This is a genomic window from Mitsuaria sp. GD03876 (assembly GCF_029840635.1).
Classification (GTDB): domain Bacteria; phylum Pseudomonadota; class Gammaproteobacteria; order Burkholderiales; family Burkholderiaceae_C; genus Roseateles.
On record NZ_JAOCCU010000006.1, the window covers coordinates 57905 to 73245 of the forward strand.

11 protein-coding genes are annotated in these 15341 nt (G+C 72.4%); 3 read left to right on the top strand and 8 right to left on the bottom strand.

All coding sequences use genetic code 11. The annotated features are described in order from the left end of the window. Positions 1–5 precede the first annotated feature (5 nt). The 3 genes from N5D62_RS05685 to ribA form a co-directional block, all read right to left on the bottom strand. The gene (locus tag N5D62_RS05685; protein ID WP_279756684.1) at positions 6–1196 is read right to left on the bottom strand and encodes an XRE family transcriptional regulator; all 1191 of its coding nucleotides are present in this window, start codon (positions 1194–1196) and stop codon (positions 6–8) included. A 135-nt stretch (positions 1197–1331) separates the two neighbouring features. Next, complete coding sequence (locus N5D62_RS05690; RefSeq protein ID WP_279756685.1) at positions 1332–1853, bottom strand: hemerythrin domain-containing protein; 522 nt, start codon at positions 1851–1853, stop codon at positions 1332–1334. 77 nt (positions 1854–1930) lie between these two features. Further along, positions 1931–2554 carry a GTP cyclohydrolase II gene (gene ribA, locus N5D62_RS05695; protein ID WP_279756686.1) on the bottom strand — a complete coding sequence of 208 codons (624 nt, stop codon included), beginning with the start codon at positions 2552–2554 and terminating at the stop codon, positions 1931–1933. A gap of 208 nt (positions 2555–2762) precedes the next feature. Here ribA and N5D62_RS05700 point away from each other — a divergent pair, with 208 nt between their 5' ends. Beyond that, positions 2763–4499: a M14 family metallopeptidase gene (locus N5D62_RS05700; protein ID WP_279756687.1), complete on the top strand. Its 1737-nt coding sequence runs from the start codon at positions 2763–2765 to the stop codon at positions 4497–4499. Between the two features lie 32 nt (positions 4500–4531). Here the strand turns inward: N5D62_RS05700 and ypfH are convergent, their stop codons facing one another. The 4 genes from ypfH to N5D62_RS05720 form a co-directional block, all read right to left on the bottom strand. Beyond that, positions 4532–5233, bottom strand: coding sequence for an esterase (ypfH, locus tag N5D62_RS05705; RefSeq protein ID WP_279756689.1), 702 nt, complete (start codon positions 5231–5233; stop codon positions 4532–4534). A gap of 16 nt (positions 5234–5249) precedes the next feature. Continuing rightward, positions 5250–5588, bottom strand: coding sequence for a thioredoxin family protein (locus N5D62_RS05710; RefSeq protein ID WP_279756690.1), 339 nt, complete (start codon positions 5586–5588; stop codon positions 5250–5252). 60 nt (positions 5589–5648) lie between these two features. Further along, entirely contained in the window at positions 5649–7808 is a 2160-nt protein-coding gene (locus N5D62_RS05715) for a HAMP domain-containing sensor histidine kinase (RefSeq protein WP_279756691.1), read from the bottom strand. 139 nt (positions 7809–7947) lie between these two features. Next, positions 7948–8658, bottom strand: coding sequence for a response regulator (locus N5D62_RS05720; RefSeq protein WP_279756692.1), 711 nt, complete (start codon positions 8656–8658; stop codon positions 7948–7950). 166 nt (positions 8659–8824) lie between these two features. On the opposite strand from N5D62_RS05720, the gene N5D62_RS05725 reads away from it, so the two are divergent. Together N5D62_RS05725 and N5D62_RS05730 are read left to right on the top strand one after the other, a co-directional pair. Next, on the top strand, positions 8825–10156 hold the full coding sequence (locus N5D62_RS05725) for an SPFH domain-containing protein (protein ID WP_279756693.1): 1332 nt from the start codon (positions 8825–8827) through the stop codon (positions 10154–10156). Between the two features lie 53 nt (positions 10157–10209). After that, positions 10210–11994, top strand: coding sequence for a hypothetical protein (locus tag N5D62_RS05730; protein ID WP_279756694.1), 1785 nt, complete (start codon positions 10210–10212; stop codon positions 11992–11994). On the opposite strand, the gene N5D62_RS05735 is transcribed toward N5D62_RS05730, so the two are convergent. Further along, positions 11981–15232: a PAS domain S-box protein gene (locus tag N5D62_RS05735; RefSeq protein ID WP_279756695.1), complete on the bottom strand. Its 3252-nt coding sequence runs from the start codon at positions 15230–15232 to the stop codon at positions 11981–11983. The two genes, N5D62_RS05730 and N5D62_RS05735, sit on opposite strands and share 14 nt — an antisense overlap. Positions 15233–15341 lie beyond the last annotated feature (109 nt).

Below are 15341 nucleotides of genomic sequence, written 5' to 3' on the forward strand. Positions count from 1 at the left end.
GTCGGTCACTCCAGGGCGAGGGCATGGACAACCGCCGCGACCGTCTCCCGCGGAATGCCGAACTTCCGGCCGATCTCGAACAGCTTGCGAATCGAGATCTCATCGCGTCGCAAGGCTTCACAGCCCAGGCCGAGCAGGCGCCCCAGGCTGGCGCTGCGACTGTCAGGTTCCGGTGGATTGAAGAGCCCCAACAACGTCGAGTACTTCGCCCCTTCCCCATTCCTTTCCTGCTCGACAAGGGACGCATGGTCGTCGTCGCGGACGAGTTTCAGATGCCGCACCCGGCGAAGCGCCGATCGGCGACTGATCCGGAAGGACTGAGCGACGGCCGCGATGTCGAGCATTTGGACCCGCGGCCACCGGCCGCCCGCGTCGCCTGCCGCCGCTTCCGCGACCTTGCGCTCTCGATGGCGGAAGAGGATCCCGACAACGTCTTCCCGCGGCATGAGGAACTCCGCGGCAAAGGCGTCAGCGCGAAGTTCAATCAGGTCTTCCCGTTGATCGATCCTGCTGAGCGACCCGAGACGATGACGATCCATCAGCACATGGGCGTACTCGTGCGCGAGGGCGAATCGCTGGCGCGCCGTGTTCAACGCCTCATTGAACAGGACGAACGCGCCGATCCTCGATTCGTGGAGCATCAGGCCCGAGACGCCCTCGGGCAGCGGGACCGCCACGCTGCCGACGCCCTGCGTCTCGAGCAGATGTTGCATGCGATCGAAACAGAGTTCGTCCAGCGTGAGGCGCTGGCGCTCCTGCGCCGCGATGCGTTCGCCTTGTTCGGTGGCGTCGTCGCAGCTCGTCGGGTCAGGAAGATCGATCGCAGGTGGAAGCACCCTGTCGCGGTCAATGCCCAGCATGGCTTCGAGCGACGAGAACTGCAGCGCGAAGGCGATGCCCCGTTGCAGGGCGATCGACAGTTGTCGACGGTCCGCGACCTGCGGGTTGGCGCGAAAGAGCGCGGAGAGCGCGCCACTGTCGACGAAGTCCACTGCGTGGAACTCCAGCGCCTGTCGACCGGTGGCATGCGCGATGCGCGAGAGCGTGCTCGACGGCATCGACCGCTCCCCTCGCTCGATCGCTTCAATGTCCTGCGTCGACAGATCGACGAATTCCCCGAGTTCCCGCGGGGTCAGGTGGAATCGTTCCCGGGCGATGCGAATCCGCTCGCCGAGCTGCTGCTGCGTCACCGTCATCACGGCTCCCATCGAGGTGGAAAGCCGCAGATCCTGAACCTCGGTTCGTCCGCGCGCGATGGCTCAGGCTGGGAGTCGTGCGTGCAAGTGCCACTCGTTTGAGGCGAACCCGCCCCGCGATGAGGAGTGCCGTCGTCAGACGCGCCGGCGGCCCGCCATTTCGCGGCCCATCGCGCTCAACTCCGGCTCCGCGAGCGACTCGCCCGCCATCGGATACGCGTCGTGATCCTCGGCGTCGATGTGGTCGGCATGCAGCGCCGTGAACGCCGCCCAGCGCGCGCGCTCGGCGGGCAGCGACGTCGGATCGAGCACGCCATCGCGGATCGCCTCCAGCCCCGGCCGGATCGCGGCCCAGGCGGCCTCCATCTCCCGATGGTCCTTCAGCAGCCGGTCCGCGAGGTCGTCTCGCCCCCGCGCCCGCAGGCGCGGAATCACGTGCAGCTCCTCGTCCTGGTGATGCAGCGGCGCGGCGATCGTGAAGTAGCGCAGCACGTCCTTCGCCGCGTCCCGCGCCTGCGCGTCGCAACCGTGCGTCGCGACGTGCTCGCCGATCCGTCCCAGCAAGCCCAGCGTGCGCGCCATCCGCTCGTGGCATGCCGCCATCAGTTCGAATGGCTCGTCGAAGCCGGCGGCGGGCGCAGCGTGCAGCGGCTTCATGGACGATCCTTTCGAGACGTCACGGGGACCACGCGGGGAACGCTCCCCTCGAGGGTCACCCGAGGCTCGCCCGAGGCTCACTCGAGGTAGTGCCCCATGCGCTTGCGCTTGGTCTCGAGGTAGCGCTCGTTGTGCGGATTGGCCGCGATGCGCAGCGGCACCAGCGCCTCGACCTCGACGCCGCCCGCGACCAGCGCGTCGCGCTTCTGCGGGTTGTTGGTGATCAGCCGCACGCTCTTCACGCCCAGCAGGCACAGGATGTCGATCGCGTCGGCGTAGTCGCGCTCGTCCTCGGCATGGCCCAGGCGCAGGTTGGCGTCGATCGTGTCCACGCCGGCCTCCTGCAGCGCGTACGCGCGCAGCTTCTCGACCAGCCCGATCCCGCGGCCCTCATGCCCGCGCATGTAGATGACGATGCCGCCCTCGTCCTTGAGCAGGTCCAGCGCCCCCTGCAGCTGCGGGCCGCAGTCGCAGCGCAGCGACTGGAACACGTCCCCGGTCAGGCACTCGCTGTGGATGCGCAGCAGTCCGCCGCGCTCCTGCAGCGGGCCGACCGACAGCACCAGGTGCTCCGACCCCGTGGCCGGGCTGCGGAACGCCCGGGCCTGGAAGTCCCCCAGCGACGACGGCAGGTGCACCACTTCCCACTCGGTCGCCCCTTGCGTCCCCAACGGGATCTTCTCGCAGTGATTCACAGCCATCTCTCCAGCAGTCCCCGGACGCCCTCGCCGGGCGCCGCGTCGTTCATGTCGTGCGGTGCGCGCCCGTCGACGGAGCGTCGTGCGCGCGGCAAGGGCAGCAATTTACCCCGTCTCAGGGAAAACGCGCTGTCGCCACGTGGAGAGGCCTCTCGGTCGCCAGGGCGTCGGCATGCAAAATCGCCGGCACCGCCATCGCCCTGGGATGCCCATGACCGCTCTCCCGCCCGCCTCCGAACCCGCGTCCGACCCGACGCTGCCGCGTCCGCGCTTCGACGAGTTCCCCCGCTACGAGGCGCTCACCCAGCTGCTGTTCGCCTACGCGGAGGCGCGGCCGAACCTGGTGTCGGTGCGCTCGATCGGCCGCAGCTTCGAGGACCGCGAGATCTGGGCCGTGATCCTGACCAACACCGCCACCGGCGCGGATGTCGAGAAACCCGCCTTCTGGATCGACGGCAACATCCACGCCGCCGAGCTCACCGCCTGCACCACCTGCCTGTACTACCTGCACGACCTGCTGAGCCGCTACGGCACCGACGCGCAGGTCACGCAGCTGCTGGACACGCGCACGATCTACCTGGTCCCGCGGCTGAACCCCGACGGCGCCGAGCTGGCGCTGGCGGACCGTCCGCGGCACATCCGCTCGTCCACGCGCCCCTATCCGTACGACGAGGAGCCGGTCGAGGGCCTGAGCGTCGAGGACATCGACGGCGACGGCCGGGTGCTGACGATGCGCGTGGCCGACCCGCACGGCGGCTACAAGGCCCATCCGGACGACCCGCGGCTGATGGTCCCGCGCGAGCCCGGCGAGTTCGGCGGCACCTACTACCGGCTGATGCCCGAAGGCCTGGTCATCAACCACGACGGGCTGACCATCAAGGTCAACCGCGACAGCGAGGGCCTGGACCTGAACCGCAACTTCCCCGCCGGCTGGCGCCAGGAGTTCGAGCAGGTCGGCGCCGGCCCGTACCCGACCAGCGAGCCCGAGGTCCGCGCGATGGTGGACTTCATGGTCGGCCATCCCAACATTGGCGCGGCGATCAGCTTCCACACGCACAGCGGCGTGATCCTGCGACCCTGCGGCACGCGCAGCGACGACGAGATGGCGCCCGAGGACCTGTGGGCCTACCAGCGCTTCTCCAAGCTCGGCGAGCAGCACACCGGCTATCCGGCGGTGAGCATCTGGCACGAGTTCAAGTACCACCCCAAGGAGGTCATCACCGGCACGCAGGACTGGGTCTACGAGCACCTGGGCGCGCTGTTCTGGGTGGTGGAGCTGTGGTCGCCGAACAAGGAGGCCGGCATCACCGGCTACAAGTGGATCGACTGGTTCCGCGACCATCCGGTCGAGGACGACCTGAAGCTGCTGAAGTGGAGCGACGAGCACTGCGGCGGCCAGGCGCACGTGGACTGGGCGCCGTTCATGCATCCGCAATTGGGGCCGGTGGAGATCGGCGGCTGGGACAAGATGAACTACTGGCGCAATCCGCCGCCGCACCTGCGCGAGCGCGAGGCCGCGCGTTTCCCCGCCTGGATCAACCAGATCGCGCTGAGCCTGCCGCGGCTGGAGCTGCTGCGCACCGAGGTGCGGGCGCTGGGGCCGGACACCTGGCGGGTGCGGATGGCGGTGGGCAACAGCGGCTGGCTGCCGGCCTACGTGACCAAGCAGGCGCTGGCGCGCAAGCAGGTCCGCGGGGTGATGTTCGAGATCTTCCTGCCGGTGGATCCGGAGGTCGGGCTGGTCAGCGGCAAGCCGCGGATGGAAGGTCCGCAGCTGGAGGGGCATGCGCCGAAGCAGACGCAGCTGGCGTTCCTGCCGGAGCGGGACATCACCGGCGATCGCGCCTATGGCGAATGGGTGGTGCGCGCGCCGCAGGGCACGCGCGTGAGCCTGGTCGCGTGGGCCGACCGCGCCGGCACCGTGAGAACGGAAGTCACGTTGGATTGAGGATCGCCGCCGGGCGGGGGTGAGGGCTCGTGTCAGTGCTGCGGCTCGTTCTTGTCCTGCTCAGCCGCCGCCAGCACCGCCTCGCGCCACAGCCGCGCGGGGATGAACGTCCGCAACTGCTCCATCGCGCGCTCGATGAGATCCGGATGCAGCTCATGCCCGACGCGCGGCAGCACGTCCGCGGTGATGTCGGCGCCCAGCGCCATCAACTGCCGCGCCGCGTTCAGCAGCGGCGCATACGGCAGCTCCGCGTCGTCCTTGCCGTGCAGCAGGTGGATCGACACCTCCTTGGGCGCATGCTCCGGCCAGTAGGCATACGCCCCGCCGAAGGCCAGCACCCGGCCGGCCAGCTGCTCTTCCTGCTGCAGCGCCTCCAGCGCCAGGATCGCGCCCTGCGAGAACCCGCCCAGCGCGACCCGCTCCCAGCTCAGCCCCAGCTTCTCCGCCCAGGCCCGCACCAGCGTCACCAGCACCGGCACCGCGGCCGTCAGCCGCTGCGCCTTGGCCGCGTCGTCGCCCTGCTCGGAGAACCACTGGTGCCCCGCGCCGCCGCCCGGGATCGCGTCATACGGCTCGAAGCCCTCGGGCAGCACCAGCGCCGCGCGCGGGTACTGCAGATGCAGCGCCTGGGCGAGCGGACGCATCTGTTCGGCATCGGCGCCGGCGCCGTGCAGCAACACGAACATCAGGTCGGGCGCTCCCTCCTTGGGGAGCAGCACATGGGCTTGGCTCATGGGCCGCGATTGTCCGTCAGCCGCCGTCGATGCGCGCCAGCGCGGCCCGGATATCCGCGGCGTTGGTGGGCCTGACCAGGCGCTCGACCTCCTGGCCGTCCTTCATGAAGATCAGCGTCGGCCAGAGCTTGACCTTGAACGAGCGCCCCAGCGGCTGCCCCTTCCCGTCCTCGACCTTGATGTGCTGGACCCGCTCGTGCCCGCCGTCGAAGGCCTGCGCCAGCAGCGGCTGCGCCGCCTCGCAGATCGGGCACCACGAGGCGCCGAACTCCACCAGCAGCGGGTGCTCCTGGGACAGCGTGTCGACCGCGTCGCGGATCGGCTCGGTCAACGCGTAATGGGGATTCATCGACATGGGGATCTCCTGGTTCGGCGACGGCGCGCGGGTGGACGGCGAGCCCGGGGACGCGCCGGCTCAGGCCGTGACGCGCCGCAGGCTCATCTCGAAGACCACGCCATCGGGCAGGTTGAATGCCTGGATGCCGCCGTCCATCTTCGCCAGGTAGGTCCGGGCGACGAACAGCCCCTGGCCGCGGCGTTCGCCGGCCGCCTGTGGCGCGGTGTCGGAGACACCGTACTCGAAGATCTGCTCGAGCATCGCCGGATCGATCGGCGGCCCCTGGTTGCGGATGCGCAGCAGCACCGTGCCGGGCTCGCCCGCCTCCAGCGTCAGGGCAATGGGCGTGCCCCGGGGGCGGTAGCGGTCGGCGTTGCGCAGCACGTGGGTGACGGCATCCTCCAGCGCGTAGGCCTCGGCCCGCACCGGTTGCGGCTCGGGCAGCGCCGTCGTGAAGGTCACGTCGTCGATGCCGGCGTAATGCGCGTTGGCGGCCACCTCGCGGCAGAAGGCCACCAGGTCCAGCACCTCGGGATGCAGGTCGGCCGAGGCCAGCGCCTCGCTCGGCGGCGCGCTGCCGTAGAGCACCTTCACCGCCTGCTGCATCCGCTGCACGTAGCGATGGCTGGGATCGTCCGCGGCCCCATGCAGCAGCATCAGCGACTGCAGCGGCGACATGATCTCGTGCCCGACCGCGTGCCACATCTCGCGCTCGCGCTCGGCGCGCAGCTGCTCGCGGCGCAGCCCGTCCTTCACGCGGCTGAGCGCGTCGGCCAGGCTGCCGGCCAGGATGCCCAGCTCGTCGCGGCCGCGCAGGTCGGCCACGTCCAGCTCGCCGATGCGCTGGTCCGCCCGCGCGTCCTGCATGTTGTAGGAGACCGCGGCCGCGCGCTTGGTCAGCACCGCGATGCCGCGGATCAGTCCCAGCTCCACCATCAGCCACGCCAGCGCGACCGCCGCCAGCATCGCCGCGGCCAGCCAGGCGAGCGGCCGCGCCTCCAGCGCCAGCTGCCGGTCCAGGCTGCGCAGGTCGCCGCGCAGCTCGAGCCGATAGCGGCCGCTGGGCGTGGCGACCTCGTCGGCGGCCGTCAGCCAACGGACCTCGGCCGCGTCGGTGTCGGCGCCCACGCCCAGGATGTCGCCCTGCACCGGCAGCCGCCGCATCACGTGGATCAGCCAGGGCAGGGCGCGCTCGGAGAGCTCCGGCCCGCGCCGCTCGGCGATCGTCTGCGGCCGCGGGCCCAGGCGTTCGATGCGCAGCGTCTCGCCGGGCTGCAGCGCCGCGCCGATGCGGTCCAGCGACAAGGCCAGCGACGCGCCCGGCCGCGCGCTGTCGAACAGCACCGGCGGCGCCTCGCCCTCGGCGCCGGGGCCGAGCAGCTCGACCCGCACCCGCGCCTGGTCCAGGTCGGCCGGCGGCCAGACCGGCCGCGCGCGGCGGCCGTCGCCGTCGAACAGCGCGTCCTGGAAGGCCTCCACCGGCAGCCGGATCGAATAGAAGGCCCGCCGCGCGCAGGCCGGGCCGCTGCTGCCCTCGGCGCAGGGGCCTTCGCGCCAGAGCCAGCCGCGGAACTCGCGCACCGGGCGCGCCTTGCCGGGCAGCTGCGGCCCCGCGCCGGCGAATCCGGTCAGCCGGCCGCGCTGCGAGCCGTCGGACGCCGCGGCGCCCTCGAACGGCGCGATCCAGGTCTGCGTCTGGCCGCGCAGCGTCAGCGTCACCCGCGCGCGATGCACGCCGCCCAGATCGAGCGCGCCGTGCTCGCGACCGACCAGCGGGCCGCTCTCCAGGCTGCCGACCAGGTAGAGGAAGCCGCCGGCGTAGGCATTGGCGCCGACGGCGGCGCACAGGCTGGCGCCGTCGGGCCAGCGCAGGCCGCAGCCGGCCATCTCGACGGCGCGCTGGGCCTTGTTCTGGTCGTCGAAGTCGATCGCCGCGAACGGCAGCAGCACCGGCGCCTGGCCGTCGCGGTCGCCGGTGCCCATCGTCGGATTGAGCAGCGCGAGCTGGCCGCTCGGATGGCGCAGCTGAAGCACGATCTCCGCCAGCGACTGGCGGAAGCCCTGCGCGTAGCGCTGGTAGGCGCGCTGCTTCTGGTCGATCAGCACCGTCAGCACCAGGCCGACCGTCGCCAGCGCCAGCAGCAGGAAGGCCAGGTGCACCACCGCGCGGCGCCGGAACGCCGCCGGCCCCAGTCGCGGCACCGCGAGCGCGGGCAACTCGACCGGTCCGAGCTTCATGCGACGCCTCGCCTGTCCGACCCGCGCCGGCATGCCCCGGCGGGCACCTGTCGGGCTTCTTCTCCCGCACCACGGGCGACGGGCGCCGGTCGGGCTCCCTCTCCCGCACTGCGGGAGAGGGTGGGGGTGAGGGCCGGGATCACCGCGGGCCCGACCACCGGAAGCCGCGCATCGGCACGTTCTCGATCGCGTCGAAGGCCGGGTCGACCTCCTTGAGCGCCTCGCGCAGCGTCGACACATGCTTGCGGACGTTGTCGCGGGTGCGGCCGCTCTTGACGACGTCGTAGAGCTCCTCGTACGACACCACCTGCGGCGCGCGCTGGTGCAGCGTGGCCAGGATGCGCTGCGCGGTCAGCGGCAGGTTGATGCGCTGGCCCTTCCACAGCGGACTGCGCTGCCACAGCGGGTCGAGCTGCAGCGTCTCGGGCGCGGCGGCGGCCGGCTCGGCCGGCGCGCGTGCCCGGGCGGCGCGCAGGATGTCGAGGAAGGTGTCGATGAACTCGGCCTCGTCGAAGCTGGTCTTCTGCAGGTAGTCCCAGGCGTCCAGCGCCTTCATGATCCCGCGGTAGATCGCCGCGGGCATCGCCGACACCACCAGCACCGGCGTGCCGGCGCCCAGCTTGTTGATCTCGTTGATCAGCGCGATCCCGGCGTTGCGCTCGCGGCCCAGCTCGATGTCCAGCACCACCATCTCGTAGGGCTCGCGGGCCAGCGCGGCCTCGGCGGCGTCGCGGTCGAACCATTGGTCGACCTGCAGCTCGGGCCGAGCGGCGCGGATCCAGCCGGCGAGCTGCTCGCTGGTGGGGCGGTCGTCCTCGATGACGGCGACCTTGTTCCTGGGGGTGACCATGGCGCCGGATTATGGACAGCCCCGGCCGCGCCGGCGCCGCCGCCCCGTGAAGGTTTCTTCCGGACCGTGAAGGGAGCCGCCGCCCGGGCGCATTGAGGCTTCCGCGCCCCATGCGGACCATGAGCGTCATCCCAACAGCCCGTGGACGGGCACCCCGGAGGACCTCATGAACGACCGCCTGCAATCGATCCGCAACGCCGCCGCCCGGCTGAAGGCTCGGCTGCCCGGTTTCTCCCGCCGCGACGGCGAGTTCGGCGGCGAAGGCGCCGGTGCCGGCGCTGGTGGCGGTGCCGGTGGCTTCGGCGCGCCGATGCGGCGCGCGGGTGCCGGCTTCGTCCGCGCCTTGCCCTGGCTGGCCGGCCTGACCGCCGTGGCCGGAGCGGTGGCGCTGCTCGTCGCCCATCCGCCGGTGCACGAGGTGCCGCGCGGCGCCGTCAGCCTGCGCACCAACCAGCTGACCGGCGGCCTGACCGAGGCCCGTTCGGGCTCGCTGCTGGCGATCCCCGGCCTGCACGACGTCCGCGACCTGCCGCTGCGCGACCGCAGCTACCACCCGACCCGCTTCGCCCGCGCCGACGGCGAGGCGCCGCTGCAGTCGCTGGAGGGCCTGTCGCTGGGCCTGGACCTGACGGTGCGCTGGACCGTCGACCCGGCGCGGCTGGCGCAACTGGCCGCGACGCTGCCCGACGACATCGAGGGCGACGTGATCGCCCCGGCGCTGCAGGGCATCGTCTACCGCCAGATCGCCACGCACACGGTGCGGGAGATCTTCTCGACGCAGCGCGGGCCGATCCAGGCCGCGCTGGAGGGCGAGCTGCGCCGCAAGCTGGCGGCCGACGGCATCGTGCTGCGCGGGCTGGAGATCGGCAATGTCGACCTGCCGCAGGAGTACCGCGCGGGCCTGGAGAACCTGCTGTCCGAAGGCCTGGCCAGCGAGAAGATGCGCTACACGCTGGAGCTCAAGGAGAAGCAGGTCAAGCAGACCGAGCTCGAGGCGGCCGCCGAGAAGGTGCGCCGCGAGACCGCGGCCGAGGCGTCGGCGCGCGAGCAGGTCATCGCCGCCAAGGGCCAGGAGGAGGCGATGAAGCACGTGCTGCCGTTCAAGCAGCGCCAGGTCGAGCAGCGCCAGCTGGAGGCCGAGGCGGAACGCGTCGCGCGGGTCCGCATGGCCGAGGGCAACGCGCAGGCGCGCGGCATCGAGGCCGACGGCGAAGCCAAGGCGCGCGAGAAGCTGGCCGACGCCGAGGCCTATCGCCAGACGCGCATCGGCAAGGTGGCGGTGGACCAGATGGCGGCCGAGGGCGCGCTGCTGAGCCGCCATCCGCTTCTGATCCAGAAGGCGATGGCCGACAAGCTGTCCGACAAGGTGCAGGTGATCATCGCGCCGCCGCCGTCGGATGGCGGATTCATCGGCAAGACGCTGCTGGGCGCGAAGCGCGACGCGCGTCCGGAAGGCGAGGAGACCGAGGGGGCCGCGCAGGGCCAGTCCTCGCAATGAGCGCGCCCGCCGCCGCCCTGGCCTCGACACGCCCGATGTTCCCGATGACCCGCATGGACTCGATTCGAAAGGGTTCCGACATGTGCCGCATGAAGCTCGTGATGGCCGCCGCCATCGCCGCCGTCGCCGTTCAACTGCTGTGTGTCCACACGGCCAGCGCCGCGACGCCCGGCGCCGCGGCCGCCGAGGACACCGCGCCCAAGCCGCCGATCAAGCGCGCCGACGCCGGCGCCGACGGCGCGACGGTGCGCACGGCGCTGGTCGTGCAGGACAACGTCGCGATGCGCGCCTCGGCGCGCGACGGCGCGCCGGCGCAGGCGCAGCTCTGGCGCGGCGAGGCGCTGGAGATCCGCGGCGAGCGCCCCGACCATTTCCAGGTCTACGACTACCGCCGCGAGCGCGGCGGCTACGTGCGCAAGGCGGCGCTGCTGCCGCTGGCCGGCCCGGCCGCGCAGCCGCAGGCGCTGCTGGCCGCGCTGCGCGTGGTGCGCCAGCAGACCGGCGCCGAGTCGCTCGGCCTGGGCCTGGCCGCCGCCTACATCCAGGCCGCGAGCGCGGAGCAGGTCAACGGCGCGGACGGCGCCGAGGCGCTCGACGCGATGGGCACGCTCGCCGAGCGGCTGGCCGACCGCGCCTCGCGCGCGCAGCCGCGGCCGGACGGCGCCGCCACCGCCGCCGAGGCGCAGGTCGCCGCGCAGCTCGACGTCGCCGCGCGCTACGGCCTGCGCTTCCGCACGCTGGAGCGCGACGCCGGCGCGATGCAGCTCTGCTACGACGGCGAGGCGTTTCGCCGCGTGCTGGCGATGCCGGCCTCGACGCCGGAACAGAAGGCGCGCGCCGCGCTGGCGCTGACGCGGACCGACTGCCTCGACCCCGCCGCGACGCCGCCGCAACGCGAGCAGATGGACCAGTGGCGCGCCGACGTGCTCGACAAGGTGGACCTGCGCGATCCGATGCTGGCGACGCACTGGCGCAACCGCGTGCTGATGCGGCAATCGGGCGTGTGGAGCAGCCTGGCGTTCATCCGCGCGCGCCGCGCGGGCGCGGCCGTCGCCGCATCGGCCGCATCGGCCGCATCGATCGCATCGACCCCGTCGACCTCGGGGATCGCGGCTGTCGCCTCGAAGGCGACGGCATCCCCCGGAACCGCCGGAGCGACCGCCGCGACGCCAGTCCCAGCGCTGCAGGTCGACGCGTCGTCGTCGGCGTCGCGCCGCGCGCTGGAAGCCTTCGCGCGGATCGTGCCGGCCGAGCTGTCGGAGGACGACCAGCCGGCCTACAACGACGCCGCGATGCGCGGCAACGCGATGCGCTGGGCCGCGCTGCCGGCCGCGGCGTCGACGCAGACGCTGGCCGGCGTGACGCTGACGGTGCTGCCTGGCCAGCCGGGCGAGACCTGCCTGACGCTGGCGCTGAACGGCGCGCGCGAAGGCGCCTCGCCGCTGCTGCGCCACTGCGCCTGGGGGCTGGTGATGACGGCCTCGGCGCGGATCAACCGCGAGGGCAACGCGATCGCGATCGCCTCGGTGCCGGCGGACGGCTGGCGCGAGCTGTGGCTGCTGCGCCGCACGCCGCAGGGCTGGCGGGTGTCGGTGCTGCCGCCGGTGGCGGCGCAGCCGGGCCTGGGCTACGCGGAGTTCGCCGGCTGGGTGCCCGGCGGCCGGGAGCTGCTGGTGGCGCGCGAGTCCCGCGCCGAAGGCCGCTACAAGCGCAGCTACGAGCAGGTCGACCTCGACACGCTGGAGACGAAGCGCCAGGCCGGCGACGCGGCGATGCTCGGCGCGTTCCAGCGCTGGCAGGCCGCGGACTGGAAGGGCGCGTCGCTCAGTCTGCGGTGAGCCGCACCAGCACCTGCCGCAGGCGCTGCGCGTCGATCGGCTTGGTCAGGAACTCGTTCATGCCGGCGGCCAGCGCCTCGTCGCGCTCCTGCACCAGCGCCGCGGCCGTCAGCGCCACGATCGGCAACTGCGCCTGGTCGTAGCGCTGGCGCAGCTGGCGCGTGGCCTCGTGGCCGCTCATGACCGGCATCTGCACGTCCATCAGCACTGCATCGAAGGGCTTGCCCATGCTCGCCGCTGCCGTCACCGCCTCGACCGCCTGGCTGCCGTCGCTGGCCTGCGAGACCTCCGCGCCCCACTGCTCCAGCATCGCCACCGCGATCATCATGTTCACCGGGTTGTCCTCGACCATCAGGATCCGCCGCCCCGCCAGCTCCGCGTCCTCCGCCGGCGCCCGGCGCTGCGTGCTCATCGGCGCCGGCGCCGCCGGCAACGGCAGCTCGGCCCAGAAGGTCGCGCCCTCGCCGGGCCGGCTGTCCACGCCGACGCTGCCGCCCATCAGCGTCGCCAGCTCACGGCAGATCGACAAGCCCAGCCCCGTGCCGCCGTAGCGGCGCGTGGTCGACTCATCCGCCTGGGTGAAGGGCTGGAACAGCCGCTCGTGCATCGCCTCGGCGATGCCGGGGCCGGTGTCGCTGACCTCGATGCGCAGCCGGCGCTCGTCCATCCGGCGCACCCGCACCGCGACGCTGCCCTGCTCGGTGAACTTCAGCGCGTTGCTCAGGTAGTTGCTCAGGATCTGGCGCGTGCGCACCGGATCGCCGATCACCCAACCCGGCACCGCGTCCTCGACCTCGATGCCGAACCCCAGCCCGCGCGCCTGCGCCAGCGTCAGGTAGCCCATGCGCATCGTCGCCAGCATGTCGCGCAGCGCGAAGGGCACCGTCTCCAGCGTCAGCCGGCCGGCCTCGATCTTGGACAGGTCCAGGATGTCCGACATCAGCCCCGACAGGCTCTCCGCGCTGTCCACCATCTGGTCCAGGTAGTGGCTGCGGGTGTCGCCGGCCAGGTCGGGCTGCTGCAGCAGCCGCGCCAGGCCCACCAGCCCGTTCAGCGGCGTGCGGATCTCATGGCTGATGTTGGCCAGGAAGGCGCTCTTGGCGCGGTTGGCCGCCTGCGCCTCGTCCTTGGCCTGCGCCAGCGCGGCCTCGACGCGCCGGCGTTCGGTCACGTCCTCCATGATCCAGATCGTGCCGCCGCGGCTCGGGTGGTTGGGATCGACCGCCCGCGCCAGGATCCGGCACAGGAAACGGCCGCCGTCGCGCCGGCGCATCAGCCGCTCGACCTCGACCTGCTCGCCCGCCGCCAGCCGCGGCCCGATCTCGCGGCCCACCGCGTCGTAGTCCTCGGTGCTGGGCCACACCACGGCGCCGGGCTGGCCGATCAGCCCGCCCGCGGGCCAGCCCAGCATCTCCTCCACCAGCCGGTTGGCCTGCACGAAGCGCTGGTCGCGCGTCAGCGCGATGCCGATCGACGCGTTCTCCAGGATCGCCGCGTGAACCAGCCGGGTGCGCTCGGTGTCGCTGACGTCGCGCGCGTTGACCACCAGGTAGGACACGCCGTCCATCACGAACGGCGCCGCCGACAGCAGCATCGGGATCGGCTGGCCGCGCCGGTTCATGAAGGTCGCCGGCATGTCGACGACGCGGCCCTGCTGGCTCAGCGCCTCGACCAGCCGCTCGCGGTCGCCCAGGTCCTGCCAGATGCCGACTTCCTCGGAGCTGCGGCCCAGCACCTCGTCGGCGGTGTAGCCGCTCATCGACTCGTAGGTCTTGTTGACCATCACGTAGCGGCCGCTGACGGTCTCGGTCAGCGTGACGACGTCCGGGCTGGTCGCGAACAGGTGCGACAGCAGCGCCTCCGAGCGCCGCAGCGCGTCCTGCGCGCGCGAGGTCTCGGTCTGGTCGATGAAGAAGGACAGCGTCGCCGGCCCCGAGGCCGCGTCCACCCGCACGCTGGTGGCCTGCACCTGGCGGCGGCGGCGCGACAGCGTGCGCAGCCGGAATTCCGTCATCGGCAGCATCGCGCCCACCGGCAGCGTCTCGATCTTGGCGGCGCGCTGGCGGGCGCGCTCCTCGTCGCCGGGCTCGTAATGCGAGAACAGGTCCTGGCCGATCATCGACGAGCGCTGGGTGTAGCCGAACATCGCCATCGCCGCCGGGTTGGCGTCCATCACCCGGCCCCAGCGGTGCAGCACCAGCGGCGACGGCGAACGCCGGAACAGCTCGCGGTAGCGGGTCTCGGTGGCCACCATGGCCTGCTCGGTCTGGACCTCGTCGGTGACGTCGCGGCCCACGCCCCAGTAGCCGCGGAAGTTGCCCTTGGCGTCGAAGCGCGGCTCGCCGCTGATCGAGACGTAATGCAGCGCGCCGTCCTCGGCGGTGCGGCGCATCACCAGGCCGCGGAAGGGGCGGTGCGATTCCAGGTCGGCGCGGTGCGCGTCGAGTTCCTCGTCGCTCAGGCCCAGGTGTTCGATCTCCCACGGCGCGCGGCCCAGCCGCTCGGCCAGCGACAGGCCGGACGAGCCGGGCTGGTGCTCGGCCAGGTGGGTGAAGCGGAACTGGCGGTCCATTTCCCAGTACCAGTCGGCCGCCATGTTGAGCAGGTGGCGGAAACGGGCGTGGCGCTCGTTGACCTCCTGCATCGCGCGCCGGATCAGCTTGGCCGTGCCCAGGCCGACGACCAGCCCGGCGGTCAGCAGCAGCAGCTGGGTCAGCAGCCGGGCCGTCAGCCCGACCGGCGCCGAGCCGACCTGGATCCAGCCGCCCAGCTCCGCCGAGGCCAGCCCGCCCAGCGCCGCCAGGCCCAGCCCGAACAGCGCCAGCCCGGCGCCCAGGCCGATCATCCCGGTGCTCAGCGCCACCATCAGGCCCATGATCCCGAGGCTGGCCGCGTTCAGCCCCAGCTGGCGCGACACCGCCAGCGCCAACGCCGTGGCCATCGCCAGGCACATCAGCACGATCGCGGCCGACGGGCCGCGGTGCGCCGGCAGCTTCCACAGCATCGCCAGCCCGGCCACGGTGGTGAGCCCGGCCAGCACCGGCGGCACCAGGCCGCCCAGCGGCTCGGCCGCGCCGGCGCTGCCCAGCAGCAGCAGCCCCGCCAGCCCGGACAGCAGCACGCACGCGGCCATGAACAGCCGCGCCGCGCGCCACTGCAGCTTGGCGGGCAGGCTGTCGCCGCGCGACAGCTCCTGGCCCACCAGGCTGCTCAGATCGTCCTGGGAATCCTTGCTCACTCGTCCCCGCCCTCGTCGTGTGTGGACCCGCCTCGATCGACCGCGCCGGCCCGGAGGCGCGCGGCGGTCTCGGAATGCAACGTCCGGTAACGGAGTCTCGGCGAGCGGC

What these genes read in the sequence shown, in the direction of transcription:
- N5D62_RS05685 (WP_279756684.1), bottom strand. Translation starts at nt 1,196, where the DNA reads ATGACGGTGACGCAGCAGCAGCTCGGCGAGCGGATTCGCATCGCCCGG.
- N5D62_RS05690 (WP_279756685.1), bottom strand. Translation starts at nt 1,853, where the DNA reads ATGAAGCCGCTGCACGCTGCGCCCGCCGCCGGCTTCGACGAGCCATTC.
- ribA (WP_279756686.1), bottom strand. Translation starts at nt 2,554, where the DNA reads ATGGCTGTGAATCACTGCGAGAAGATCCCGTTGGGGACGCAAGGGGCG.
- N5D62_RS05700 (WP_279756687.1), top strand. Translation starts at nt 2,763, where the DNA reads ATGACCGCTCTCCCGCCCGCCTCCGAACCCGCGTCCGACCCGACGCTG.
- ypfH (WP_279756689.1), bottom strand. Translation starts at nt 5,233, where the DNA reads ATGAGCCAAGCCCATGTGCTGCTCCCCAAGGAGGGAGCGCCCGACCTG.
- N5D62_RS05710 (WP_279756690.1), bottom strand. Translation starts at nt 5,588, where the DNA reads ATGTCGATGAATCCCCATTACGCGTTGACCGAGCCGATCCGCGACGCG.
- N5D62_RS05715 (WP_279756691.1), bottom strand. Translation starts at nt 7,808, where the DNA reads ATGAAGCTCGGACCGGTCGAGTTGCCCGCGCTCGCGGTGCCGCGACTG.
- N5D62_RS05720 (WP_279756692.1), bottom strand. Translation starts at nt 8,658, where the DNA reads ATGGTCACCCCCAGGAACAAGGTCGCCGTCATCGAGGACGACCGCCCC.
- N5D62_RS05725 (WP_279756693.1), top strand. Translation starts at nt 8,825, where the DNA reads ATGAACGACCGCCTGCAATCGATCCGCAACGCCGCCGCCCGGCTGAAG.
- N5D62_RS05730 (WP_279756694.1), top strand. Translation starts at nt 10,210, where the DNA reads ATGGACTCGATTCGAAAGGGTTCCGACATGTGCCGCATGAAGCTCGTG.